This window comes from Cobetia sp. AM6 (assembly GCF_009617955.1).
Taxonomy (GTDB): Bacteria; Pseudomonadota; Gammaproteobacteria; order Pseudomonadales; family Halomonadaceae; genus Cobetia; species Cobetia amphilecti.
This window is the reverse complement of sequence record NZ_AP021868.1, coordinates 393,140-416,979: the sequence shown is the minus strand read 5'-3', so window position 1 is coordinate 416,979 and position 23,840 is coordinate 393,140. Positions and strand designations below refer to the sequence as shown.

At 63.3% G+C, this 23,840-nt stretch carries 23 protein-coding genes; 9 read left to right on the top strand and 14 right to left on the bottom strand.

Going from position 1 to position 23,840, the window contains the following annotated elements:
• The first annotated feature begins 186 nt into the window (after positions 1-186).
• Both CLAM6_RS01940 and CLAM6_RS01935 read left to right on the top strand, forming a co-directional pair.
• Positions 187-663, top strand: a complete 477-nt coding sequence (locus tag CLAM6_RS01940; RefSeq protein ID WP_043333703.1) for a LexA family protein — start codon at positions 187-189, stop codon at positions 661-663.
• Between the two features lie 26 nt (positions 664-689).
• Positions 690-1,316 (top strand): IMPACT family protein, encoded by a 627-nt coding sequence (locus tag CLAM6_RS01935; RefSeq protein WP_043333702.1) that lies wholly within the window; start codon positions 690-692, stop codon positions 1,314-1,316.
• A gap of 93 nt (positions 1,317-1,409) precedes the next feature.
• On the opposite strand, the gene CLAM6_RS01930 is transcribed toward CLAM6_RS01935, so the two are convergent.
• Both CLAM6_RS01930 and CLAM6_RS01925 read right to left on the bottom strand, forming a co-directional pair.
• On the bottom strand, positions 1,410-2,039 hold the full coding sequence (locus CLAM6_RS01930) for an FMN-dependent NADH-azoreductase (RefSeq protein WP_043333701.1): 630 nt from the start codon (positions 2,037-2,039) through the stop codon (positions 1,410-1,412).
• A 153-nt stretch (positions 2,040-2,192) separates the two neighbouring features.
• Positions 2,193-3,173, bottom strand: coding sequence for an MliC family protein (locus CLAM6_RS01925; protein ID WP_167333692.1), 981 nt, complete (start codon positions 3,171-3,173; stop codon positions 2,193-2,195).
• Between the two features lie 611 nt (positions 3,174-3,784).
• Here CLAM6_RS01925 and CLAM6_RS01920 point away from each other — a divergent pair.
• Entirely contained in the window at positions 3,785-4,696 is a 912-nt protein-coding gene (locus CLAM6_RS01920) for a LysR family transcriptional regulator (RefSeq protein WP_043333699.1), read from the top strand.
• Between the two features lie 237 nt (positions 4,697-4,933).
• Here CLAM6_RS01920 and CLAM6_RS01915 read toward each other — a convergent pair whose 3' ends face one another.
• From CLAM6_RS01915 to CLAM6_RS01900, 4 genes are all read right to left on the bottom strand, one after another.
• The gene (locus CLAM6_RS01915; protein ID WP_043333698.1) at positions 4,934-5,140 is read right to left on the bottom strand and encodes a cold-shock protein; all 207 of its coding nucleotides are present in this window, start codon (positions 5,138-5,140) and stop codon (positions 4,934-4,936) included.
• Positions 5,141-5,354: 214 nt separating this feature from the next.
• Entirely contained in the window at positions 5,355-5,804 is a 450-nt protein-coding gene (locus tag CLAM6_RS01910; RefSeq protein ID WP_043333697.1) for a lipocalin-like domain-containing protein, read from the bottom strand.
• A 24-nt stretch (positions 5,805-5,828) separates the two neighbouring features.
• The gene (locus tag CLAM6_RS01905) at positions 5,829-7,490 is read right to left on the bottom strand and encodes an ATP-binding protein (protein WP_153635083.1); all 1,662 of its coding nucleotides are present in this window, start codon (positions 7,488-7,490) and stop codon (positions 5,829-5,831) included.
• Between the two features lie 3 nt (positions 7,491-7,493).
• Positions 7,494-8,204: a response regulator gene (locus CLAM6_RS01900; RefSeq protein WP_043334706.1), complete on the bottom strand. Its 711-nt coding sequence runs from the start codon at positions 8,202-8,204 to the stop codon at positions 7,494-7,496.
• A gap of 599 nt (positions 8,205-8,803) precedes the next feature.
• Between CLAM6_RS01900 and CLAM6_RS01895 the strand changes: the two genes are divergently transcribed.
• From CLAM6_RS01895 to gnd, 3 genes are all read left to right on the top strand, one after another.
• A complete protein-coding gene (locus tag CLAM6_RS01895) occupies positions 8,804-11,704 on the top strand; it encodes a ribonucleoside-diphosphate reductase subunit alpha (RefSeq protein WP_043334707.1) in 2,901 nt (966 codons plus the stop codon).
• Positions 11,705-11,986: 282 nt separating this feature from the next.
• Positions 11,987-13,240 (top strand): ribonucleotide-diphosphate reductase subunit beta, encoded by a 1,254-nt coding sequence (locus CLAM6_RS01890; protein ID WP_043334709.1) that lies wholly within the window; start codon positions 11,987-11,989, stop codon positions 13,238-13,240.
• A 404-nt stretch (positions 13,241-13,644) separates the two neighbouring features.
• On the top strand, positions 13,645-14,628 hold the full coding sequence (gene gnd, locus CLAM6_RS01885; protein WP_043334711.1) for a phosphogluconate dehydrogenase (NAD(+)-dependent, decarboxylating): 984 nt from the start codon (positions 13,645-13,647) through the stop codon (positions 14,626-14,628).
• Between the two features lie 149 nt (positions 14,629-14,777).
• Here gnd and CLAM6_RS01880 read toward each other — a convergent pair whose 3' ends face one another.
• From CLAM6_RS01880 to CLAM6_RS17770, 6 genes are all read right to left on the bottom strand, one after another.
• Positions 14,778-15,320 carry a retropepsin-like aspartic protease family protein gene (locus CLAM6_RS01880; protein WP_043334714.1) on the bottom strand — a complete coding sequence of 181 codons (543 nt, stop codon included), beginning with the start codon at positions 15,318-15,320 and terminating at the stop codon, positions 14,778-14,780.
• Positions 15,317-15,814 carry a hypothetical protein gene (locus tag CLAM6_RS01875; protein ID WP_043334718.1) on the bottom strand — a complete coding sequence of 166 codons (498 nt, stop codon included), beginning with the start codon at positions 15,812-15,814 and terminating at the stop codon, positions 15,317-15,319. The genes CLAM6_RS01880 and CLAM6_RS01875 overlap by 4 nt, the downstream gene beginning before the upstream one ends.
• A gap of 26 nt (positions 15,815-15,840) precedes the next feature.
• On the bottom strand, positions 15,841-16,506 hold the full coding sequence (locus CLAM6_RS01870; RefSeq protein WP_052384714.1) for an ankyrin repeat domain-containing protein: 666 nt from the start codon (positions 16,504-16,506) through the stop codon (positions 15,841-15,843).
• Positions 16,507-16,847: 341 nt separating this feature from the next.
• Entirely contained in the window at positions 16,848-18,212 is a 1,365-nt protein-coding gene (locus CLAM6_RS01865; protein ID WP_043334721.1) for a sensor histidine kinase, read from the bottom strand.
• The gene (locus tag CLAM6_RS01860) at positions 18,209-18,907 is read right to left on the bottom strand and encodes a response regulator transcription factor (RefSeq protein ID WP_043334723.1); all 699 of its coding nucleotides are present in this window, start codon (positions 18,905-18,907) and stop codon (positions 18,209-18,211) included. The genes CLAM6_RS01865 and CLAM6_RS01860 overlap by 4 nt, the downstream gene beginning before the upstream one ends.
• Before the next feature lie 152 nt (positions 18,908-19,059).
• Positions 19,060-19,569 (bottom strand): PepSY domain-containing protein, encoded by a 510-nt coding sequence (locus tag CLAM6_RS17770; protein WP_064503321.1) that lies wholly within the window; start codon positions 19,567-19,569, stop codon positions 19,060-19,062.
• Positions 19,570-19,827: 258 nt separating this feature from the next.
• Here CLAM6_RS17770 and CLAM6_RS01850 point away from each other — a divergent pair, with 258 nt between their 5' ends.
• Together CLAM6_RS01850 and CLAM6_RS01845 are read left to right on the top strand one after the other, a co-directional pair.
• Positions 19,828-20,664 carry a hypothetical protein gene (locus CLAM6_RS01850; RefSeq protein WP_043334725.1) on the top strand — a complete coding sequence of 279 codons (837 nt, stop codon included), beginning with the start codon at positions 19,828-19,830 and terminating at the stop codon, positions 20,662-20,664.
• Positions 20,665-21,000: 336 nt separating this feature from the next.
• Entirely contained in the window at positions 21,001-21,354 is a 354-nt protein-coding gene (locus CLAM6_RS01845) for a hypothetical protein (RefSeq protein ID WP_052384715.1), read from the top strand.
• Between the two features lie 165 nt (positions 21,355-21,519).
• Here CLAM6_RS01845 and coq7 read toward each other — a convergent pair whose 3' ends face one another.
• On the bottom strand, positions 21,520-22,185 hold the full coding sequence (gene coq7, locus CLAM6_RS01840; protein WP_205700843.1) for a 2-polyprenyl-3-methyl-6-methoxy-1,4-benzoquinone monooxygenase: 666 nt from the start codon (positions 22,183-22,185) through the stop codon (positions 21,520-21,522).
• A 242-nt stretch (positions 22,186-22,427) separates the two neighbouring features.
• A complete protein-coding gene (locus CLAM6_RS01835) occupies positions 22,428-22,769 on the bottom strand; it encodes a histidine triad nucleotide-binding protein (protein WP_043334727.1) in 342 nt (113 codons plus the stop codon).
• A 221-nt stretch (positions 22,770-22,990) separates the two neighbouring features.
• Between CLAM6_RS01835 and CLAM6_RS01830 the strand changes: the two genes are divergently transcribed.
• Positions 22,991-23,821 (top strand): RIO1 family regulatory kinase/ATPase domain-containing protein, encoded by an 831-nt coding sequence (locus CLAM6_RS01830; RefSeq protein ID WP_052384716.1) that lies wholly within the window; start codon positions 22,991-22,993, stop codon positions 23,819-23,821.
• The last annotated feature ends 19 nt before the right edge of the window (positions 23,822-23,840 follow it).

Below are 23,840 nucleotides of genomic sequence, written 5' to 3'. Positions count from 1 at the left end.
TCCATACAGTACCTTCATCACACGCCTGCCGAGTGCAGGCACAGACTGATCGGGTCGGCTCAACGCGTTGTCAGCATGTTCGCGGAGCCTAGCAGGCGACAGATGAACTCAGCCTGACGACCCTCCACGCTGCACCGCAGGCCGACGCACCATCCGCGCCGACCGCACGGCATCAGGGGATAGCTCATGTCACGTCTTCACGCTCCGCACTACCTTCAGCGTCTTCACAACCTGCCGCTCAATGACCAGGCCTGGCAGGAAATCACCGCCAGCGACATGATGGATATCCCGCTGCTCGGCAACATCACGGCCGGCATGCCCATCGAAGCCATCGCCGACTGCGGTACGGTTGCCGTGCCGACGCGCATGGTGCGCCGCAATACCTACGCCCTGCGCGTGCGCGGCCATTCGATGATCAACTGCAATATTCATGATGGCGACATCATCATCATCGAACGCAGCGAAAGCGCCGAGAATGGCGAGACTGCCGTGGTGATGATCAATCAGCAGGAAGTGACGCTGAAGAAGCTGTATATCGAGAAGACCGGCGTGCGCCTGCAACCGGCCAACGACAGCATGGCCCCCATCTATCTCAAGAATGCCGATATCGAAGTGCTGGGCATGGTGATGGGCGTGGTGCGCGGCAATGCCGTCACTCACTGAGGGTGACGCTTTGGTAAGATGGTGCCATGACCTATCTGATACCGGCACTGGCGCCCGAGGCGCACCATGAACACAGCATCGAGATCGAGAAGAGCCGCTTCATCGCTTGGCTGGCCCATGCCCCGACGCCAGAAGGCATGACGCGGCTGCTGGCTCAGGCGCATCTCGCCCACCCCAACGCACGCCATCACTGCACGGCGTTCATCGCCGGGGCGCCCAATGAACAGAACGCCATCGGCTTCTCCGATGATGGCGAGCCGGGCGGCACTGCTGGCAGGCCGATGTATCAGGTGCTCGAAGGCAGTGGCGTCGGCCAGGTGGCCTGCGTGGTGATCCGCTACTTCGGCGGTATCAAGCTGGGCACCGGCGGCCTGGCGCGCGCATACAGCCGCGCGGTGCTCGAGGCGCTCGAGCACCTGCCCACCACGACCTTCACGCCGCGCACGCCCAGGCGTCTGAAGGTCGGCTTCGCCCATGAGGCCGATGTTCGCCACTGGTTGAGCGGCTACGATGTGCCGGTGGATGCCAGCGACTATGGTGCCGATGGCGTGGTGTTGACGGCGGGCTGGCCGCAAGGCGGCGCCCAGCCGCCGCTGGAAGAACTGCATGCGCGCCTCAAGGGAGCGCTGGAAGTGCTCGATTCCCGCGACTGACCGGCGCCAGCGACTCCCTTTGGTTCTCCACAAACACGAACGCCATCGCCACCCCTTGTCCGGGCGGCGATGGCGTTCGTGCTTTCACTTCTCTCAGCGGAACTGCAGGGCTTCCACCTGATTGGCGATGGCTGCCTTGGCCTCAGCCAGCGAGGCGGCCCTGGGCTCATCGCCCATGCTGAGGCCTTCGGCATACACGAAGTGCTGATCCGTGATGCCCATCAGCCCGAGCATGGATTTCAGATGTGGTGTCTGGGAGTCCATTTCAGTGCCCGCGTACATGCCGCCACGCGCCGCCAGTACCAGCGCCTGCTTGCCTTCCAGCAGGCCCACCGGCCCTTTCTCGGTATAGCGGAAGGTTTCGCCGGCACGCAGCACCCGGTCGAACCACGCCTTCATCTGCGTCGGCAGGCCCAGATTGTAGAGCGGTGCCGCGACGACCAGCAGGTCTGCCGCTCTCAGCTCGGCCAGAAAACCATCGGACAGTGCGGCGAGCTTGCGTTGCTCGGCGCTACGCTCATCCGCCGGCGTCATCCAGGCCTGCATTTCCGCGCCATCGAGATGCGGCAGGTCACGCTCGACCAGATCATGATGCGTCAGCTGAAATGGCTGCCCGGAGGCCTCGAGCGCACTGACGAAGGATGAGGCCAGCGCACGTGAATTGCCCTTGTCGGCGAACAGGGAAGCAGACACCAGCAGGACATTGAGCGAAGCTTTTGACATGTGGAGGGTCTCCATGAAAGTGAGGCGCGATCCTGTCGACGGTGTTCGACCCGATCCGCATGTACAGCATGATAAATGAACCATTCCACACGAAAAGCGACTTAAATCGCCTATATCATTCGAAAAAAGCGAACAATTAGTCGGTCATCACCCTTATTCGACTGCCGACTGATAACGGAACGCCTCGCCACAACCCTTCAATTCCTGCCCTGCAATCGTCAAGGTCGCCGTCAGTGGATAGGGCGCGCCCTGCATGGAATCGAAGCAGGCGCCCGGCGCGACCACCAGCTGCAATGGCTCGCCCTGCTTGCCGTCAGCCGGGAGCTGCGCCTTGAGCACACGGCTATCATTTGCCTCACGGGCGACCCGATAAGGCAGCTTGACCACCTGGACACCTGACGAGCGAGCGCCAGCCTCCGCTTCTGCAGAGCGCTCGGATGCCTGCGCCTCGTGCGGCGACTCGAGCAAGCCCTGCATAGCTGTCAGCGTCAGCAGATTGTGCTCGCTGTCGAGACTGACCTGCCAGCCGGGCTCATTGCCCTGCGCCACCAACAGCGGCTTCTGCGTCGTCGGATGAATCACGCGCCGATCATCCTGCACACATTCCAGATTGCCGCGGGCATTCTGCAGCATCGCCTCGGAACCCTTGAACCACACCTCCAGTCCCTCTTCACCGGGCAACACCTTCACACCACCAGACGCCTTCTCGGCCGGCGATGCACCGGCATTGGCCTGATAACGCTCGCCCGAGGCACTGACGACCCGCTCCAGGGTATAGGCATGCCGGCGTGACCACAGTCGCAACCAGTCATGCGACGCCTCGGCGTCGCCTTCGCTGAAGGCCATCAGAAGATCCTGCGCCGGAGTACAGCGCCATACCTGATACTCACTCGCCCGGGGCGGTGGCAGAAAGCTGGAGGGCAAGGTCACCGCAGCGGCCTTGCCCAGCGATTCCGCACTGGGCGGCGCAGGTTTCTTCGCCACCTCATGCACCACGGGGCCCGGGTCCTGTGCGGGGGCTGGCACCTTCAGCGGCGGCTGGCCAGCATCCGTCCCTGACGCGGCATCCTGACTCCACGGCAGGGAGGTACATCCCGCCAGCAGCAGGGGCACCGCCAGAGGCGACAGGCGCAAGCCCGCTCGACCGGCAGCGATCATCCCTGGCGTGAGGCTCGCGGCCCACCTATGGGGCAACACACGGGAAATGGCAAAAAGACGACAGCAATGACGTGACATGATGGACCCTCCCTGGGCATGTCGGACGACAAGATGCAGCGCAGCACTCTCGCGACGAGACACTGCGGCATGGCTGGACTTCAAGGCGGAGACGGCGGCCTTCCTGGCGCACCCTGCCAAAGTCTATCAAGCGCAGTGGGGCTTGTGGGGATGGGAATGCACTGAGGGTACAAGGCGCGTGCCCTGCCGGCCTTGCATGACACCCTCCTGGCGCCTGACTCCAGCGCCCTTCGTGTTCCGCCGCCCCGAGTGATACGCGAATCGCCATGAATATGAGACAGTGTCATGAGCGCTCTCGAGCAGACGCGCGTCACGGCGGTGGCCTGGCAGGGGGGAGATCCCGCTGCCACTCCCCCACTGATCCAGTCTCGCGGGAGTGATTGACCCGCTCGCGGCTTGCACCAGGACTTTCGATTTATCGTTCTCGGCTTGCCTGTCTCAACTGGCCTGTCTCCACTTGCCGTTCACAACACATCTTTCTCAACCTCTCAACATGAGCACCATTCATCATGCTTGAATTGCGCCATCTGCGTACCCTGCTGGCCCTGCGTGATGCTGGCTCGCTGGTCGAAGCCGCGGAGCGTGTCCACCTCACCCAGTCCGCCCTGTCCCATCAGCTGAAGGACCTCGAGGAGCGCCTGGGCGCGCCGCTGTTCATCCGCAAGACGCGCCCTGTGGAGTTCACCCGCGCCGGACAGCGCCTGTTGTCGCTGGCAGAGCAGGTATTGCCGCAGTTCCGCATGGCTGAGCGCGACATTGCTCGCATGGCGGGTAGCGAGCAGGGCCGGCTGCACATGGCCATCGAGTGCCATAGCTGCTTTCAGTGGCTGATGCCGACGGTGGATCGCTTCCGCGATCACTGGCCGGAGATTGAAGTCGATATCCCCTCAGGCCACAGCTTCGCCCCTCTGCAGGCATTGGGCCGCGAGCAGCTGGACCTGGTCATCACCGCCAACCCGGTGGAGATGAGCGGCATCCAGTACATTCCGCTGTTCCGCTATGAGGTCATGCTGGCCGTGGCACGCCAGCATGCACTGGCCATCAAGGGCCATGTGGAGCCGCAGGACCTGTGTGACGAGACCTTGATCATCTATCCGGTCGAGCATGATCGCCTGGACGTTTTCACCCAGTTCCTCGAACCGGCCAACGTGAGCCCGCGCGAGATCCGCAGCGCGGAGATGACGGTGATGATGATGCAGCTGGTCGCCAGCGGCCGCGGCGTCACGGCGCTCCCCAACTGGGCGCTGGCCGAGTATCTGTCGCGCGATTACGTGCGCGGCCTGTCGCTGGGCGACGGTGTCTGGGCGACACTCTACGCCGCCGTCAGAGAAGATCTGCTCGGCACGCCGTGGATGGACGACTTCCTGCGTACCGCCCGTGAGACATCATTCGAGGTGCTGAGTGGCGTGAAGCCTGCCTGATACCCGAGCCTCAGCGCTTACGAGGGATAGATACACGAAAGCCCCACCACTCGACAGGCCGCAAGGCATCGATTGGTGGGGCTTTCGTGTATCTGCTGATCACTGCCTGTTCGCGCCATATCACTACGGCTACGCAAAAGACTTTTCTTCAGCACAAACAGAACCGCCCCAGCATGAGCTGGGGCGGTTCTTGACATCTATCATCTCAAGCGGAAAGCATTCCGCAATGAGTGATGATCAGTCGATAGCCTTGACGTTGGCTGCCTGCAGGCCTTTCTGGCCCTGAGTCACGTCGAAGGAGACCTGCTGGCCGTCCTGCAGGGTCTTGAAGCCATCAGCCTGGACTTCGGAGAAGTGAACGAACAGATCGTCACCACCATCAGCCGGAGCGATGAAACCAAAACCTTTAGCGTCGTTGAACCACTTAACTGTACCTGTAGCCATGAGAAATTCCTCTCTGATTAGCATGTTTGAAATAACGGGCATTACCCGAAGAGCGTGGGCAAAGCAAAACCATGCATCAAATCAGCGAGGCTTCTCGGGGCGCTCAAGGCGATTTACCGAGCAGCACAGGCGACTGAGTGGTGCGTCTTGCTATCCAACAGGGGCTACATTGCACGCTAACCCATGATCACGTCAAGCCTTTTCGACAATCACTTCACACAGTCGCCAATCGATGCCACTCCAGCCAGGTCAGGAATCCCCCTTCGGGCAGCTGCAGATTCGGCGCATCGGTGCCCAGCAGCAGGCGGTCTCCCTCGAGCGTGACGCGCCGCACAAGCGTCACCTCATCCCAATCGGCGATCGTGGCCAGCGACAGATGATGGCAGACCTCCTCCCGCTCACTGTCCCACTGCCAGCGCCCACAGTAGGCAAAGCCCTCACGAAAGGCGGCGACCAGCTGATCATCCGTCGGCGCCATTCCCAGAGGCTGACGCTCACAGGACACCAGCTGCACGCTCATATAGCCATTGGCCATGTAATGCAGCTGGCCCTTGCACTCGCCCAGCGGCTCCAGCTCGCGTCCATCCGGCCAGGCATACCAGAAACGCTCGAGCCGCCACGCGCCGATCAAGTCAGGATGCAGTGACAAGGAAGATTCCCGCATGGCCGATTCCTCAAACGGTCGTGATCAGGTGGCGTGCTCGTCCTGGAGTGACGGCGGCTTGACCGGCGGCAAGGGCACAGGCGCCTTGCGTTCCAGCTGACTGGAGGTCAGTGGCAGCAACAGGCTGAAGCGCGCGCCCTTGAGCGACCTGCCCTTGTCCACCACCACGCTGCCGCCGTGGGAATGCAGGATCTTCTGCACGATGGAGAGCCCCAGCCCGTAGCCGCCGGAGGCACGCGTACGCGAATCATCCAAGCGCGCGAAGGGTTTGAAAACCTTCTTGCGATCTTCCTCGTTGATGCCGGGGCCATCGTCCTCGACATCGAGCCTGACCACCTGCGGGTCACTGGTGATGCGCACCAGTACCCGGGAATCCGCGTGCCGGCAGGCATTGGAGACCAGATTCTGCAGCGCCCGCTGCAGATAGCGTGCCTCGGCCTCGACCTCCAGCGCCTCGCCTTCGATGCTCAGCAGCAATTCAGGATGCAGCGGCGCCAGCGTCTCGCAGACCTGCTCCGCGATCTCGCGGCAATCCACCATGCCGAGGTCCAGCTGGATACCGGCGGCATTGTTGAGTCGTGCGTAGGTCAGGATCTCGTCGATCAGCTTATCGAGCTCCTCGATGTCGCCGTCTGCGCCCTTTATCTGACGCTGGACGAAATCATCATCGACCATGTCCTCGATCATCTGCAGCGCGAAGCGGATGCGCGCCACCGGCGTGCGCAATTCATGCGAGACCGCCCGAATCATGTCCTGCTGCGCGCCCAGCAACCCCTGCACCCGCTCGGCCATGCCATTGAAGGCCATGCCGAGACGCCCGAGAAAGTCATTGGACTCGATGCGCACCCGCGTATCGAGATAGCCGCCCGCGATGCGTGTCGCGGCCTTTTCCAGACGCGTCAGGCGCGCCTCCAGTGAACGCACCACCAGATAGATGACGCCGCCCAGCAGACTGATGACCGCCAGTATCATGGCGATGATCAAGGCCGGTGGTGTCGTCTCGAAGCCACGGATGGGCCCGACCTTGAGCATGGCGCGGTCCCCCAGACGAGTATAGAGCGCCATCGCCTGGCCATGACTGGCCACGTTGAGCACCACCCGACCGGCCTCCAGGCGACTGGCCTGCTGTGCATCGAGATTCTGCGGAATGTCCGGCAACAGCGCGAAGGACAGACCGGAGGCCTGCTGCAGCTGGGCCAGCAAGTCGCTGCGCTGCTCGGCATTCATGGGTTGCAGGGTGTCATGCAGAGACACCATCAACCCACGTAACTGCCGCTCCGCGAGATGCAGCAGCCGGAATTCCAGCACTCTCTCTTCGCCGGGCACCGCCATCAACAGCTGCCAGCCGGCGTCATCATGCGGCCTCACCAGCGGCCGCCCGGCCTCAAGGCGGCGCTGCTCCCACCAGTTGAGGTCAAAGACCGCCGCCGGTGCCAGCAACAACCGCCCATCCAGCAGGCGGGCGGTCCGATTGAGGAAGGCCCCGCGCTCTGCCTCCGGCGTGGCCGCGATCTGGCTCACCAGCAGGCGCATCGGCGCCGCGCCCAGACGCGTCTGGTAGGCCTCCAGCCGGACCATGTTGGTCAGCTGAAAGCCACCCAGCGCGATGCCCAGCGTTAGCACCAATGCCACCAGCAAGGCGACATAGACACGCAGGAAGATGCTGTCGGAGAGAGCCCGGCGCATCGTCTAGAGGTCCTTGACGAACAGGTATCCCTTGCTGCGCACCGTCTTGATCCGCTCAGGATGATTGGGGTCATCGCCAATCTTGGGGCGGATGCGCGAGACACGCACGTCGATGGAGCGGTCCTGGCCGTCGTACTTGATGCCGCGCAGCGCAGAGAAGATCTCCTCGCGCGTCAGCACGCGTCCCGCATTCGAGGACAGCAGCCACAGCAGGTCGAACTCGGCACTGGTCAGTTCGATGCGCTCGCGCGCCAACCATGCCTCACGGGTGGCGTTGTCGATCTCGAGATCATTGAACACCAGGCGCGTCTCACCGGCGGCCACTTCGGGGCCATCGGCGCGACGCAGCAAGGCCCGCATGCGTGCCAGCAATACACGCGGCTGCACCGGCTTGGGCACGTAATCGTCGGCGCCCATCTCCAGACCCAGCACCTGGTCCATGTCATCGGTACGCGCCGTCAGCATCAGGATCGGCCCGGCGAACTGAGGCCGCACGCGACGACAGATGGACAGGCCATCCTCGCCCGGCAGCATCAGGTCCAGAATCACGATGTCGGGGCGCAGACTGATGATCAGGTCCACCGCCCGCGCGCCGTCATTCTCGACGCTCACGCGGAAGTTGTTGGCTTCGAGGTATTCGCGCGTCAGTGTCGCCAGACGCTCGTCATCCTCAACAATCAATACATGTTCTTGCGCATTGGTATCCAAGGGCATTCCATCCGCATCGTTGGGTCAACGTGGCCAGCAGCTCACAAGCAGTTACTTTCCTGTGCCACGTCGTAACCTTTTCAGGGTGATTTGTCACGAATGATACGCCAATTTGGGCGTTTACGCGCCAGCAGCGCAGGCACCATCTGCATTGACGGAGCGCAGAAAATTTAACACCTGAACTCTTGACATCCCTCAGCGGCAAGGCCGGATTTTCAACCACACCTTACCCACAAGTTATCCACTTGCACGCCCCACCAAACAACACTATCTTGTGTCCAAAACCAGCTCACACCCCATATGTAGGGTTTTGGCGACGTCGACACCCATAGATCATGGCGACGATTGTCAAGCCCCGAAAGCATGAATCAGCGTATGGGACGGCAGTCACGCAAGGCTGCTGGAACCGTGTCTCATGAACGCTATCAGGCTCAGCCCGGGCGCCGATTGCCCCGCCTGAGCCTGATAGCGTTTCTCGACGACAAGGCTGACGACGACAGAATATCCCCGGGCGCCGGCAGGAATTTCCAGCCTGCGCCCCGATACGAATTGCCCTCGAGCCCTAACGGGCAACGATTCACCTTCAGACGATTCAGGAAGGCGTCATGGATTCCACTTTCAGCACCGATCAGGCGACAGTCGACGTGACTGCCCCCCAGCGCCTGCGCGTCATCAAGCGCAATGGCGATGTTGCGGCCTTCGACGCCAGCAAGATCTCCGTCGCTCTCTCCAAGGCGTTCATCGCCGTGGAAGGCGATCAGGTCGAGTCCAGCTCGCGCATCCGCGACCTGGTTCAGCAGCTGACCAGCCAGATCACCGACGCCTTCCAGCGTCGCATGCCTGACGGTGGCACCCTGCACATCGAAGACATCCAGGATCAGGTCGAGCTGGCGCTGATGCGTTCCGGCGAGCACAAGGTCGCCCGTGCCTATGTGCTGTACCGCGATGAGCACGCTCGTGCCCGCAGCGCCCAGAGCGACGGCATCGCCAAGCCGCACCCGACCATCAACGTCACGCACCTCGACGGCAGCGTGCGCCCGCTGGATCTGGGCCGTATCGAGACCCTCGTCTTCGATGCCTGCGCAGAGCTTTCCAACGTCGATGCCCAGAAGATCGTCGATGACTCCCTGAAGAATCTGTACGACGGCGTGCCGGTCGATGGCGTGTCCACCGCGCTGATGATGACCGCGCGTACGCTGGTCGAGAAGGACCCGAACTACACCTACGTCACCGCCCGCCTGCTGCAGGACAACCTGCGCCGCGAAGCCCTGAGCTTCCTCAAGGTCGCTGACGAGGCCACCTTCGGCGAGATGAAGGACCACTACCCGGTCGCCTTCAAGGCCTACATCGAGAGCGGCATCGCCTTCGAGCAGCTGGACGAGCAACTGGCCACCTTCGATCTGGAGCGTCTCGGCGCGGCCATCGATCACACGCGTGACAACCAGTTCACCTACCTCGGCCTGCAGACCCTGTACGACCGCTACTTCCTGCACCAGAACGACGTGCGCTATGAGCTGCCGCAGGTCATGTTCATGCGTGTCGCCATGGGCCTGTCCCTGAACGAGGAAGACCGCGAAGGCCGTGCCATCGAGTTCTACGAGCTGCTGTCCAGCTTCGACTACATGGCTTCCACGCCGACGCTGTTCAACGCCGGTACCCGTCGCAGCCAGCTGTCCAGCTGCTACCTGACCACCGTGCCGGACGCCCTCGATGGCATCTACGGCGCCATCCGCGACAACGCCATGCTCTCCAAGTGGGCGGGTGGTCTCGGCAATGACTGGACGCCGGTGCGCGCGCTGGGCTCCTACATCAAGGGCACCAACGGCAAGTCCCAGGGCGTCGTGCCCTTCCTGAAGGTCGTCAACGACACCGCCGTTGCCGTCAATCAGGGTGGCAAGCGCAAGGGCGCCGTCTGTGCCTATCTGGAAACCTGGCACATGGACGTCGAGGAATTCCTCGACCTGCGCAAGAACACCGGTGATGACCGTCGTCGTACCCACGACATGAACACCGCCAACTGGGTGCCGGATCTCTTCATGAAGCGTGTCTTCGATGACACCGAATGGACCCTGTTCTCGCCGTCCGACTGCCCGGACCTCCACGACCTGTACGGCGCGGCCTTCCAGGCGCGTTACGAGCAGTACGAGGAGATGACCCGTCAGGGCCAGCTGAAGCTGTTCAAGCGCGTCAAGGCGCGTGATCTGTGGCGCAAGATGCTGTCCATGCTGTTCGAGACCGGCCACCCGTGGATCACCTTCAAGGACCCGTGCAACCTGCGCAGCCCGCAGCAGCACGCCGGTGTCGTGCACTCGTCCAACCTGTGCACCGAGATCACCCTCAACACCTCCGAGGACGAGATCGCGGTCTGCAACCTGGGCTCGATCAACCTGGCGCAGCACGTCATCGACGGCAAGCTGGATGGCGACAAGCTCAAGAAGTCGGTGCGTACCGCCGTGCGCATGCTCGACAACGTCATCGACATCAACTACTACGCCGTACCGCAGGCGCGTCGCTCCAACATGCGTCACCGCCCGGTCGGCCTCGGTATCATGGGCTTCCAGGATGCGCTCTACGCGCAGTCCATCGCCTATGCCTCCGAAGAAGCCGTGACCTTCGCCGACGAATCCATGGAACTCGTCAGCTATCACGCAATCGAAGCTTCCAGTGATCTGGCCGCCGAGCGTGGTCGTTACGAAAGCTTCGACGGTTCGCTGTGGAGCCAGGGCATCCTGCCGATCGATTCCATCGAGAAGCTCAAGACCGAGCGTGGCGCCGACTACATCGAGATGGACGAAAGCCAGACCCAGGACTGGGACTACATCCGCGAGAAGGTCCGCACCCAGGGCATGCGCAACTCCAACGTGATGGCGATCGCGCCGACCGCGACGATCTCCAACATCTGTGGTGTCTCGCAGTCCATCGAACCGACCTACCAGAACCTGTTCGTCAAATCGAACCTGTCTGGCGAGTTCACCGTGGTCAACGCCTACATGGTCAACGACCTCAAGGCGCGCGGCCTGTGGGACGAGGTCATGATCAATGACCTCAAGTACTACGACGGCAGCGTGCAGCCGATCGAGCGCATCCCGGAAGACCTCAAGGCGCTGTACGCCAACGCCTTCGAAGTCGAGCCGAAGTGGATCGTCGAAGCCGCCTCGCGTCGTCAGAAGTGGATCGATCAGGCCCAGTCCCTGAACCTGTACATCCAGGGCGTGTCCGGCAAGAAGCTGGACGTGACCTACCGCATGGCATGGTTCCGTGGCCTCAAGACCACCTATTACCTCCGTGCTCTGGGTGCGACCGCCGTGGAGAAATCCACTGTCGATCGCAGCAAGCACAACGCCGTCGGCAATGCACCGACTCCGGCACCTGCTCCCGCGCCGACCCCGGCACCGGAAGCCAAGCCGGAACCGCGCGGCATCGAAGACTTCCTACAGGGCAAGAGCGGCCAGCGCGCCCCCTCCGCCAGCAACATCGATGAGTTGGGCTGTGAGGCCTGTCAGTAAGCGATTGCGCCAGAACCGAGTCCGCGCTGACGACGCTGACTCACCGCCTGCCAGGACACACCTTGCAGGCGGACTGCGGCAAATCCACAAGACCGAGCCCCGCTCGGTCTTGTGCCGCCACCAACAATCACTGCCTCCTGACATTCCCTCGAAACAAGCCCGGGCCTGACTCCCTGTGGGAGCCACGCCACTCGATGGCGCTCGCGTCGTAGAACGCACCGCCCCTGCCTTTTCGTCACGCTGACTGCCCGCGTGACCATCACCGAACACGAGGAACGCAACATGTTGAACTGGGACGATTTCCACGAAGACGAAGCCCCCGCTGCCGAGAAGCCGGCGACGGCCAAACCGGCGCCGCAGGCCGAAGCTCCCGCCGCTGCCCCGGCGGCTGACGCTGTCGTCGCGAGCGAGAACAGCGAAGGCTACGCGATCAGCGATGCCGAGCGCATCGCCCGCGCCCAGCAGGCGCTGGACGATCTCGACGTGGCCAAGGGTCTGGAAGAACTGGAAATGGGGGCCCAGCGCATTCAGGTCGACGAGAAGCGCATGATCAATGCCCGCGCCGACGTCAACCAGCTGGTGCCCTTCAAGTACGATTGGGCATGGCAGAAGTACCTCGACGGCTCCGCGAACCACTGGATGCCGCAGGAAGTGAACATGAACGCGGACATCGCGTTGTGGAAGAGCCAGGACGGCCTGACCGAAGACGAGCGCCTGATCGTGATGCGCTCGCTGGGTTACTTCTCCACTGCCGACTCGCTGGTCGCCAACAACCTGGTGCTGGCCGTCTACAAGAACATCACCAACCCGGAGTGCCGCCAGTACCTGCTGCGCCAGGCCTTCGAAGAGGCGATCCACACCCACGCCTACCAGTACTGCATCGAGTCACTGGGCATGGACGAAGGCGAAGTCTTCAACATGTACCGTGAAGTGGACTCCGTGGCGCGCAAGTCCGCCTGGAGCCTCAAGCACACCCAGGCGCTGGCACGTGCCGACTTCCACACCGGTACACCGGAAGCGGACCAGGAATTCCTGCGCAACCTGATCGGCTTCTACGCCGTCACCGAAGGCATCTTCTTCTACTGCGGCTTCTCCCAGATCCTGTCCATGGGTCGTCGCAACAAGATGACCGGCGTCGCCGAGCAGTTCCAGTACATCCTGCGTGACGAGTCCATGCACCTGAACTTCGGCATCGACGTGATCAACCAGATCAAGGTCGAGAACCCCCACCTGTGGACCGCCGAATTCCAGGACGAAGTCACCCAGATGATTCTGGAAGGCACCCAGCTCGAGATCGAATACGCGCGTGACACCATGCCGCGCGGCGTGCTGGGCATGAACGCGGCCATCATGGAGGAATACCTCCACTTCATCTGCAACCGTCGCCTCGCGCAGCTGGGCCTCAAGGAGCAGTTCCCGGGCGCCAAGAACCCGTTCCCGTGGATGTCCGAGATCATCGACCTGCGCAAGGAGAAGAACTTCTTCGAGACGCGCGTCACCGAATATCAGGTCGGCGGTGCCCTGAGCTGGGATTGATCTAATTTAGTTAAATACACGTCATAACTTTCTGCGCTTGCGCTCATCAGTGCATAACTATAGTTTCACTAATGAGCTAAAAAGCCATGTACTCGGAGAATTACAGCGATGGTCAGAAAAACAAGAAGCGACTGCACTGTAGGTACTTTTGAGAAGTCACGAGGATTACCTCCTGGTTCAGTGAGGAATCCCGATGGACGTGATACTAGGTCAGATAAGAAAATCGGCACCATTCGAAAAGAACATGGAAAGCCACTAAAGAAGCAATAAATAATAGCTAATATTTTTGTGAAGATCCCCAACGGGCCATGTCATTGATATGGCCCGTTTTTGCGTCCAGCGCCCGCACAGGGTAGGCTTCGCGCCGTCCCGACTCTCCCCGGCTTCACGTGAAAGGAACGAACATGCAACTCGGTATCATCGGACTCGGCCGCATGGGCGGCAATATCGCTCGTCGCTTGATGCGCAATGGTCACGAAGTGGTCGCCCATGATCGTGACGCGGCAATCGCCCAGTCACTGGTCGCCGACGGTGCGACGCACGTCGATAGCCTCGTGGAGCTGGTTCAGCAGCTCGAGGCGCCGCGCGCCGTCTGGGTCATGCTGCCGGCTGGCGAGATCACCGAGCAGACCATTGCCACGCTTGCCGAGCTGATGGAAGCCGGCGACACCATCATCGATGGCGGCAACACCTTCTACAAGGACGACATCCGCCGTGCCACGGCCCTCAAGCTGAAGGGCCTGAACTACGTCGATGTGGGCACTTCCGGCGGCGTGTGGGGCCTGGAGCGCGGCTACTGCATGATGATCGGTGCCGAGAAGGCCGTGTTCGAGCATCTCGAGCCGCTGTTCGATACCCTCGCCCCGGGCTATGGCGATCTCGAACGTACCAAGGGCCGCAACGCCCCGGATGAGCGCGCCGAGCGCGGCTACATCCATGCCGGTCCGGTCGGCGCCGGTCATTACGTGAAGATGGTCCACAACGGCATCGAGTACGGCCTGATGCAGGCTTACGCCGAGGGCTTCGAGCTGATGCAGAGCAAGGGCTCCGACGCCCTGCCGGAAGATCAGCGCTTCGACCTCAATCTGGCCGATATCGCCGAGGTGTGGCGACGTGGCAGCGTGGTCTCTTCCTGGCTGCTCGACCTGACCGCCCAGGCACTGGCCGGTGACGAGCGTCTGGACCACTACAGCGGTGCCGTCTCTGACAGTGGCGAAGGCCGCTGGACCGTCGATGCCGCCGTCGAACAGGGTGTCGCCGTGCCGGTGCTGGCCAATGCGCTGTTCTCGCGCTTCAGCTCGCGCAAGGAAAACACCTACGCCAACCGCCTGCTGTCGGCGATGCGCTTCGGCTTCGGCGGCCATGTCGAGCCGCCCAGGAAAGACTGAGCACCTGCTCTGACACGCCAGACGTGAAACGCCCCGCTCATGGAGATCATGAGCGGGGCGTTGTCGTTTGCGGGGCCTGCTGGCAGAGCGGTGGAGTGTCAGCTGCCCTTCTTGCCAGCCCTGTCAGCCATCTGTGTCAGCCACTGGCGTTATCGAACGCCGCCAGCGCCATCCACCGGCGTCAGCGTCATCTGCTGACCGCGCATGTTGATATCGAACTCCCCCAGGAAACTCATACCCAGCAGCACCACCTCATCGTGCATGCCCGGCACGATGGCCCCGCGCACCTCGCGCTGGCTGAGCCCCGCCAGACTGACAGCGTCCAGTGTGGTCAGGGCACCGTGGCTGACGCCATTGGCGGTAGTGAAGCGCGCATCCCGCCCGAGTGGCAGCTGCAGGCGCTCGGCCAGCGCTTCGGACACCGAGACATAGGTGGCGCCGGTATCGAGCAGGAAGGTCACCGGCTGATCATTGATCGTACCGGGGGCCACGAAGTGACCTGAGCGATTGCGCGACAGCGTCAGTGGCTCTCCGGATGACAGCGACTGGCCAGCCAGCGAGGCATTGGGCCGGGTGCGCTCATCAAGCTGGCCCTGAAACCACCACACCAGCATGGCGAGAATCAGCGCCCAGCACAGCACCAGCATGCCGACACCATAACGGCGGGTCGCGCCGCCCCCTGAATCACTCATCCACCACCACCCCGCAACAGCAGACGCAGGCCGACGGCGCACAGTGCGAAGCCGAGAATCAACGGCACCCCGATCAGCCAGCCGCGCGTCCCCGGCAGGCTGGCCTCATGCGGGGCGTCGAGGTGATAGACCAGCGCCACGCTCTCCCCCACGGCGGGTGTCGGCGAGGGCACCGCCAGCGGCGAGATGATCTCGTGCCAGCCATCACGCTGATCCTGATAGCGCACCACGGGCGCATACTGGATCGACTCGATATTGAAGCGCCCACCCGGCGGCAGACCCGCCATCGCCAGGGCCTCATCCTCGCTGAGTTTGCCACCCTTGGGCAGATGGATCGGACTACGCCCTTCGACGTGCAGCGTACGGTCGTGATTGATGACCTCGCCCATCACCTGTGCGCTGTTGCGGGCGAAGGACTGTGCCTGCTGCCAGCGATAGCCACCGAGCAGCAGCAAGGCGATGCCGATGATGATCAGTCCCCAGGTCAACGCCATGCGATGCCTCCTTGTGGTCGGTGCCATCATGCACGACGCGGTGTCGAGGTACGGGCCTGGACGTCGTCGCTCACGTCATGGGCAACGCCCTGCTCGTGTCCGCCGGCCGCTTCCAGCCTCTCGCTCAGCGCCTCGAACTGGCGCCAGCGCGCATGCGCCAGCGGCGTGACACCTTCGGCGTCCGCCAGATTGACGTCGGCACCGTGGGCCAGCAGCTGCTCGACGACCCGTTGATAGTCAACGCCGCCATCCCCCAGCAACACGGCCTCGATCAGTGCCGTCCAGCCGAGCGTATTCTGGTGATTGACGTCGACATCGGTCTCCTCGAGCAGCTGACGGCAGATATCGGCATGGCCACGCTCACTGGCCGACATCAGCGCAGTGGAAGAGAAGCGATTGAGCACCGTCGCCGAGGCGCCATGCGCCAGCAGCCGGCTCAGGCAGCGGCCATAGCCGAGCGCGGCCGCGGCCAGCAGGGGCGTGTCGTGCAGGGCATCGGTCTGCTCGCAATCGGCGCCGGCGGCCAGCAGGGCCTCCACCGCCTCCGGCTGATTGGCCTGCACCGCGACCAGCAATGGCGAGCGCCCACGATAATCCACGTCATTGACTCGCTCGTGCGCATCGGGAGCGGCCAATGCCTGTGCCAGGCCCTCCAGATCGCCATGCTGAGCACACATTGTCATGTCCTTCATCACCACCTCCTGACGCCCGGCAACGGATGCTTACTCTCTGACAGCCTATGCGATCCTGAGCGTGACCGTTAGCCCCGCCAGCGTTCAATCGGCGCCTTGAGCATCGTCGATCAGGCATGGCGTGGTGAATGACAGGCAAAAAAAAGCGCTCCCGAAGGAGCGCCAGTTCGTCATCACCGCAGGGCGCGGCAGACGAGACTCAGAAACGAAGCCCGTCCGGCTGCCAGCCGGACACCGTCAGAATACGGTGTCGTCCTGGCCGCGCCCAATCATCTCTCGGGATGGCTGTGATAGCGCTGAGCTATCAAGACAAGACCGCCGATAAACGAGGCGGCGCCCTGTCACTCCTTCGGCTGCGCCCCGACCAGCGGGGAGCTCGGCAGCCAGACGCGTGCCGCCAGGCCGCCCAGACTGGAGCGCTCCAGTGCCAGCTCGCCCCCGTAGAGCGCCATCAGATCATCGACGATCGCCAGCCCCAGACCGGAACCGGAGCGCCCTTCATCAAGACGCGCCCCACGCCCCAGCGCGGCAGCGCCCTCTTCTTCATTCATGCCGGGGCCATCGTCCTCGATGATCAACAGCACGCCGCCATCGCGGGTCTCGCTGCTGACGCGCACCTGCTGGCGAGCCCACTGCAAGGCGTTCTCGAGCAGGTTACCGACCATTTCCTGCAGGTCCTGCGGGTCGACCCGCACGCTGGCGTCGTCCTCCAGCGCCAGACTCAGCGTGATGCCACGCCGGCTCGCCAAGCGCCCGAGTCCCTCGAAGACCGGCCCTGCCGCCTCACGCAGGCTGATGCGCCCGCTGAGATGCGCGCCACCGGCGGCACTGGCACGCGCAAGGTGGTGGCGCACGGCTTCATCGATGCGTTTGAGCTCGGCGTCGATCCGCGCGCGGTCCTCGCCGTCGAAGCGCTCGGACTGGGCCTTGAGCACGCTGACCGGCGTCTTGAGGGCATGCGCCAGATTGCCGGCCGCCGCGCGCCCGCGCTCGATCAAGCGCTGATCTCGCTCGAGCACGGCATTGATGGCGCGGGTCAGCTCGGTCAGCTCCGGCGGCAGACGGGTCTCTTCCAGCCGCTCCGCCTCGCCGTCGGCGACCTTCTTGAGGCGAGCCCGCAGGCGCCGCAGAGGCGCCAGCCCCCAGCTGATCTGCGCGGCAGAGCCGCACACCAACAGCGATGCCAAGGCCACCAGCGCACCCGCCAGCAGCCACTCGAAGCGCGCGACCTCGGCGTCGACCTCGCTACGGCTGGCCGCCACCATCACGTGCAGTGGCTGGTTGCGACCGGGCAGGCGGATATCGCGCTCGAGGGAGCGCAGCACCTGATGGCGCGGGCCCTTGAGGTCACGGCTGATGATGACGCCCTTGTCCATGTCTTCCAGCGGCGGCAGTCGCTGGTCCCACAGCGAGCGCGACGTCAGCACATTGCCGTTGCGATCGGAAATCTGCCAGTACCAGCCCGAATAGGCCTGATCGAAGCGTGGGTCGCCCAGCGAGCGTGTCAGGCCGGGGCGGCCCTTCTCGCGGTCGAACTGGATGGCGGCGATCAGCACCTTCGACAGCGACAGCAGGCGCTGGTCGAAGGCGGTAGTCACGGCGTCACGGAAGCTCCAGGCCAGACCGAGCCCGGTCAGCGGCATGACGATCAAGGCAATGACCAGCGAGCCGCCCAGCAAGCGGCGGCCGACGGACAGTGGCTTCATGCGTCGCTGCCATCCGCCGGCGTCTGTGTCTCGGCGTCCGGATCACGCAGACGATAGCCACGCCCGCGCAGCGTCTCTATGCGCTCGGCCCCCAGCTTGCGGCGCAGACGGCTGATCTGCACGTCGATGACATTGGAATCGGGTTCGTGGTCGCGGTCATAGACATGCTCGACCAGTTCAGAACGGCTGACCACACCAGGCACGGCGTGCATCAGGTGCATCAGCAGGCGCGTTTCCTGGGCGGTCAGCGACACGGGGCGCCCCGCCAGGCTGACGGTACCGCCGTGGGTGTCACAGGCCAGATCACCCAGCTTGAGCACGGGGTGGGCATGGCCGCGAGAGCGACGCACCAGGGCGCGCAGACGGAAGATGACCTCGGCGGTCTCGAAGGGCTTGGTGACGTAATCATCGGCGCCGGCAGAGAAGCCGGCGGCCTTGTCAGACCAGCGCTCGCGCGCGGTCAGCACCAGCACCGGCACCTCGATGCCGGCCTCTCGCCACTGGGCCAGCCAGCGCGTGCCATCGCCGTCCGGCAGGCCGAGATCCAGCACTACGGCATCGTAGCTCTCGGTCTGGATCAAAAAGTCGGCGTCTCCCCCGGTGGTGGCATGCTCGACCAGCACATCGGCTTCCCCCAGGCGCGCCATCAGCGCTTCGGCCAACGGCATGTCATCTTCAACCAGCAATATCTTCATCGATTCTCGGGCTCCTGACGCAAGCGGCGTTCTACCGGTGGCGCAATGGACAATGGCACTAGCATACCGTTCCTCAGGGCCGCCAGGCACCCTCGGCGCCCTTGTCACAGCCTGCGCTGACACTGCCTGGCCTGGCCACTGCCTGCCTCGTCCTACTGACTCTCGACCTCGGCATTGGCGCCGTCAGTCACGAGCGGCGCGTCGTCCGTCTCGGGCAAGGGCCTGGTCAGGGGCTTGGTCAGAGGCTCAGACAAGGAACCGCTGCCAGCGCGACGCATGGCATCCAGATTGACGCCGCGCACCTCACGCAGGCTGCCATCCGAGGCGCGCACGGTGAATCTGGCCATCTGGCCCTGTGGCCCGAGCATCTCGACCTCATAGATCAGCTCGCCATGCGTCTCTTCGAGCTCCACCTCGACCACCTGACCCAGCCAGTCGCGCTCGAGGCTATCGAGCAGCTCGGACAACGAGATGACACGTCCGGCGGCGACTTCGTCGTGCAGGCTGCGCCAGCGCTCGCTGTCACACAGCGCATGCGGCGGCAGTGCCAGCGCACCGACCAGCAGGCTCCCGAGCCCGAGGCACAGCCAGACATAGCGTTGCCGCCATTGACTGCCACGCGCTGCACGGGCGTCTGGCTGAGCCTTGTGGGGAGTCTGCATGAAGAGGAACCTCGTGAATGACGGCGGGGCTGGTGTGCGCCCAAGGCGGGCGCTTGCGCGTGGCGCTCAATCTAGCAACGGAATGTGCAATCAAACCTGCGTTGGAACAACGCGGACCAACCCGAGAGCAACCACTGACCCTGTGATGCAGAGACTGACAGGAGGCAATGAACCTCAGATGAATTCACGTCTCAGCGACGCGCAAGGTCGCCTGGCCCACAGTGAGTGCCATGCACAGCCATCCTTGAGGAGGGTGTCATGTCCCCATCAGCCGCGTCCCGTATTGCTCCCGCTCGTGAATCAGACTCCGCATCCCGGCAGCCGCCATCCTCGGCCGCAGGCGCCGCCCCGTCGCGCTTCTGGCTCGCCAGCCGCGCAGTCCAGCACTGGCGACACGGCCTGGGCGTCAGCGCACTCGGCCTGATGCTGGGCTCGGCTCCCGCCTATGCCAACGGCATCGAGGACCTGCCGGTGCGCCATCAGCTGTCGGCGGCAGAACTCTCGACCGCAGGGCTCTCTGCAAATGGGCCCTCGACCAGCGAGCACTCAGATGACGGCAAGGCGCACGCCACGCTCGGCGATGATGCGGAGGGTAGCGCGCTGGACACGGCCGCCACCCGCACAGCCGGAAAGCCTGCGACAGCTATCTCTGAGGCCGCGTCTACCCAGGGGCTCGCGCCAGAGCTGCTCACGCAGATGATGATCCACGCCAGTCGCAAGGGCATGATGGAATTCAGTACGATGGATATCCGCGACGATCATGTTCAGTTCACGGGCTGGGGGCATAATGGGTGGCAGATGGAACTGGCCATCAATCTCGCCGATGGAGAATTCATCAGCGAAGCGCTGCGCCAGAGTGATTCCGCGCCCGGCGACAAGGCCATCGATGGCGACAGCATGCGCCAGACCTTGAATTTTGCCGCTGTCGACGGCATCAAGAGTGTACAGAGCGTCGAAGTCGCTGCGCACGCCATCCAGATTCACGGACGCGATGCGCAAGGCAGGCCGCAACGAATGACATTGAACATGCCGCTGCCGGGCAACGCTTTCAACCTCGCTGCCAGCGTGTCCATGAATCCGGATTACCGGCCGTGAACTGATCGACCCGCTTGACCAGCCGCCGTGCCTTGAAGTGGTTCAGGGACTGAACCCGACATCCAGCGCTGGATCAACGCCGAAGCCGCTTGACGGCAACGATGCCAACTTCGATGCTGAACGAGTCAACCGGCCGCCCGATGCCATCAAGCGCCTCATGCAAAAGTGCGTCGCATCGAGCCCCACTTACCCATCCCCCGGCCCAGAGCACGAATGCCCGTTGCGCCGGGAGGGCAATACCCCTGTTTCCTGACCCGATATCCCCGACCACCCACTTTCACCTATCGGGTCATCCTCGCCCGGCCTGACGGCCCGGCTCTATCGTGGAGAAGACACATGCAAGGCCAACAGCACAACACTCTGTGGAACCAGGCTCGCCAATGGCAGGCCAATGCAGGCAACCAACGCCCCTCCAATGGCCTGTCCGGCCTCAAGCTGGTCGCCGCCTGGCTGATCGGTGGCGTGGTCATGATCTTCAGCTTGTTCGCGGCGCTGGTGATGATGGTACTCGGCATCATCATGCTGCCCTTCATCCGCCGTCGCATGAAAAAGCGCATGAGCGAGATGCAGCAGCGCATGCAGGAGGCCCAGGACAAGGCCAGTGGCCGCCAGAACTACTCGCGTGATGCCACGCGTGAAGACGGCAGCAGCACCGAGACGCTGGACGGTGAGTACCAGGTCAAGGAATAAGCCCTGACGCCGGAGACCGCTGAGCGTCTCACATTGGCCGACTCGCAATGATCGTCTCGTATTGATCATCACGACGTTCGCCAAAAACACAAAGGCCGCCCCATGGGGCGGCCTTTTGCGTTGCAGCGTCCTGAAGCTGCCAAGGCAGGCTCAGACGTCTGACCATCACACTCGGTAGACGCTGGCCGTCATCACCTTGGACATCAGGCGCATGGCGCTCTTCAGCGGCCCCGGGAAGCGATGACCACCGGCTTCCAGCGCCCACTGCTCATGATGGGCTTCGTCGATTTCCATCTGGCGCAACACGGCACGTGAGCGCTGATCGCCCTCGGGCAGCGTCTGCTGGTGCTTCGACAGGTGCTCGCCGACCAGTTCTTCGGTCGCGGCCACGAACCCGAGGCTGACCTTGTCGTTGATGGCACCGGCCGCTGCCCCGAGCGCGAAGCTCGTCATGTAGAACAACGGATTGAGCAGGCTGGTATTGGCATCCAGCTCGACGAGTCGTGCATCGCACCAGGCCAGGTGATCGATCTCTTCCTGGGCAGCCAGCTCCATCTGCGTGCGCGTTTCAGGCAGACGCGCCGTGAAACCCTGACCCTGATAGAGCGCCTGGGCACACACCTCGCCGGTGTGATTGATGCGCATCAGGCCAGCGGCGTGCTGGCGCTCTTCGTCGCTGATCGCTTCGTCATGGATGTCGCCCGCCGGAGAGGGACGCGACGGCTGGGCGGCATGTGGCACCAGGGTACGCAGTACGGTGTCGAACTGATGGATCAACTGATCGGCGCGGCTGTGATGACGTTGCGCCGAAATGGCATCGGAATGCGGCATGGGAAGACTCCTGCACGGCGTGAGCAATGAGGCCATCTTACGCAAGCCAGCCCGCGACGGTAAGGGGCAGAGTGTCGCCGGGCGAGGCCTGACCGGCTCCCTTGCGCCGTGGCTTCCCCAATGAAAAACCGGCAATGCCGTTTTCACGACATTGCCGGTATGCGCCTGTGTGCCGCGCGCTTGTTATCGCTAGCCGCTACCTGCCCGCGAACCGCCGGTACAGGCGCCTGCTCTATGCCGGCTCAGCCAGCCGGCCATGTGAAGCGGCGACCACCCATCAGGTGCATATGAATATGATAGACCGTCTGGCCGCCATCTTCATTGCAGTTCATCACCACGCGATAACCGCCCTCGGCAAAACCGTAGTCCTTCGCCAGTCTGGCGGCGGTGTACTGCAGGCGCCCTACCGTGGCCAGCTGATGCTCCTCGATATCGTTGAGCGTGGCGATGTGCTGCTTGGGGATGATCAACACATGGGTCGGCGCCTGCGGATTGATGTCATTGAAGGCCAGCACCTCATCATCCTCATAGACGATATCGGCGGGAATCTCGCGGTTGATGATCTTGCAGAACAGACAGTCCATGACACCTTCTCCCTTGAAGTGGGGCTGCCCACGGCAGCGTGGCCTGCCAGCGTAGCGCCAGCCGGGCAACAGGCCAAGGGCAGACGCAGGAAAACGCGGGCCAGCTTGTGAACAGAGCAATGTCGCCTTTAGGGAAACAGACTGATTCACCGCTGCCAGTGGGCGAATGAGGAAAACAGTAGGATAATCATTGTTAACCCGCTAACGAGAAGCCGCCCGTCATGCCCGTGTTCACTCGCCAAGATTCCTCCCTGCGCAAGGCCAACCACGAACTGGAGGCCGGCCTTGGCGCTCATGGCGAGACACGACCGGCCACTGTCGGCGCTCCCGCCGTCGATCGCGCTGAGCCTACGCGCGCAGAGAAGGCGCGGGCGGCACTGCGTGCCGCGCCCAGGGTCACGCGTGTTGACGGCGAGCAGGCCCCGGGCGAGTTCCTGCAGCGTGCCAAGGGCTTTCTCAAGGCAGAGGTCTATATCACGCACCTCAATGGCCAACCGGTGGTCTGCAAGGATTACCGCCGCTATGCCGGCACGCCGGCGGCATTGGTGGCACGCTGGCTGGTACGCCATGAGCTGAAGATGCTCGAGCGTCTGGGCGACTGGACACACGCCCCCCGCGCCGTGGCGCGCCTGTCACCGCTGTCGCTGGCGATGGAGTACATCCCAGGGCCGTTGCTGAGTGACGCCGCCCTGGATGACGTGACGGATGCCCGCCTCAGTCAGCAGCTGATTCTCGTCGTGCAGCAACTCCATCAGCGTCAGATGGCCCACAACGACATCCGTGGCTCCAACGTCGTGCTGCGCGATGGCGTGCCGGTCCTGATCGACTTCACCTCTGCCGTCCGCCTGCCGCGCCTGCCGGGCACGGCCACTCTCGCGCGCATGATGCGTCGCTTCGATCTGCGTCACTCGCTGAAGCTCAAGCAACGCACCCTCGGCCTGCCGCTGAGCACCCGCGAGGCACGCCTGCTGATCCGCAGCGGCCGCCTGAATCGCACCCTGCGTATCTGGAAGAAGGGCATCCTGCCACGCCTCAAGGGCCGCAAGCACTGAGCCAGCCCGAGCCCAGCCC

What these genes read in the sequence shown, in the direction of transcription:
- CLAM6_RS01905 (WP_153635083.1), bottom strand. Translation starts at nt 7,490, where the DNA reads ATGCGCCGGGCTCTCTCCGACAGCATCTTCCTGCGTGTCTATGTCGCC.
- CLAM6_RS01835 (WP_043334727.1), bottom strand. Translation starts at nt 22,769, where the DNA reads ATGGACTGTCTGTTCTGCAAGATCATCAACCGCGAGATTCCCGCCGAT.
- CLAM6_RS01930 (WP_043333701.1), bottom strand. Translation starts at nt 2,039, where the DNA reads ATGTCAAAAGCTTCGCTCAATGTCCTGCTGGTGTCTGCTTCCCTGTTC.
- CLAM6_RS01845 (WP_052384715.1), top strand. Translation starts at nt 21,001, where the DNA reads ATGCAAGGCCAACAGCACAACACTCTGTGGAACCAGGCTCGCCAATGG.
- CLAM6_RS01870 (WP_052384714.1), bottom strand. Translation starts at nt 16,506, where the DNA reads ATGAAGGACATGACAATGTGTGCTCAGCATGGCGATCTGGAGGGCCTG.
- CLAM6_RS01875 (WP_043334718.1), bottom strand. Translation starts at nt 15,814, where the DNA reads ATGGCGTTGACCTGGGGACTGATCATCATCGGCATCGCCTTGCTGCTG.
- gnd (WP_043334711.1), top strand. Translation starts at nt 13,645, where the DNA reads ATGCAACTCGGTATCATCGGACTCGGCCGCATGGGCGGCAATATCGCT.
- CLAM6_RS01880 (WP_043334714.1), bottom strand. Translation starts at nt 15,320, where the DNA reads ATGAGTGATTCAGGGGGCGGCGCGACCCGCCGTTATGGTGTCGGCATG.
- CLAM6_RS01830 (WP_052384716.1), top strand. Translation starts at nt 22,991, where the DNA reads ATGCCCGTGTTCACTCGCCAAGATTCCTCCCTGCGCAAGGCCAACCAC.
- coq7 (WP_205700843.1), bottom strand. Translation starts at nt 22,185, where the DNA reads ATGCCGCATTCCGATGCCATTTCGGCGCAACGTCATCACAGCCGCGCC.
- CLAM6_RS01860 (WP_043334723.1), bottom strand. Translation starts at nt 18,907, where the DNA reads ATGAAGATATTGCTGGTTGAAGATGACATGCCGTTGGCCGAAGCGCTG.
- CLAM6_RS01940 (WP_043333703.1), top strand. Translation starts at nt 187, where the DNA reads ATGTCACGTCTTCACGCTCCGCACTACCTTCAGCGTCTTCACAACCTG.
- CLAM6_RS17770 (WP_064503321.1), bottom strand. Translation starts at nt 19,569, where the DNA reads ATGCAGACTCCCCACAAGGCTCAGCCAGACGCCCGTGCAGCGCGTGGC.
- CLAM6_RS01865 (WP_043334721.1), bottom strand. Translation starts at nt 18,212, where the DNA reads ATGAAGCCACTGTCCGTCGGCCGCCGCTTGCTGGGCGGCTCGCTGGTC.
- CLAM6_RS01895 (WP_043334707.1), top strand. Translation starts at nt 8,804, where the DNA reads ATGGATTCCACTTTCAGCACCGATCAGGCGACAGTCGACGTGACTGCC.
- CLAM6_RS01935 (WP_043333702.1), top strand. Translation starts at nt 690, where the DNA reads ATGACCTATCTGATACCGGCACTGGCGCCCGAGGCGCACCATGAACAC.
- CLAM6_RS01920 (WP_043333699.1), top strand. Translation starts at nt 3,785, where the DNA reads ATGCTTGAATTGCGCCATCTGCGTACCCTGCTGGCCCTGCGTGATGCT.
- CLAM6_RS01890 (WP_043334709.1), top strand. Translation starts at nt 11,987, where the DNA reads ATGTTGAACTGGGACGATTTCCACGAAGACGAAGCCCCCGCTGCCGAG.
- CLAM6_RS01915 (WP_043333698.1), bottom strand. Translation starts at nt 5,140, where the DNA reads ATGGCTACAGGTACAGTTAAGTGGTTCAACGACGCTAAAGGTTTTGGT.
- CLAM6_RS01910 (WP_043333697.1), bottom strand. Translation starts at nt 5,804, where the DNA reads ATGCGGGAATCTTCCTTGTCACTGCATCCTGACTTGATCGGCGCGTGG.
- CLAM6_RS01850 (WP_043334725.1), top strand. Translation starts at nt 19,828, where the DNA reads ATGTCCCCATCAGCCGCGTCCCGTATTGCTCCCGCTCGTGAATCAGAC.
- CLAM6_RS01900 (WP_043334706.1), bottom strand. Translation starts at nt 8,204, where the DNA reads ATGCCCTTGGATACCAATGCGCAAGAACATGTATTGATTGTTGAGGAT.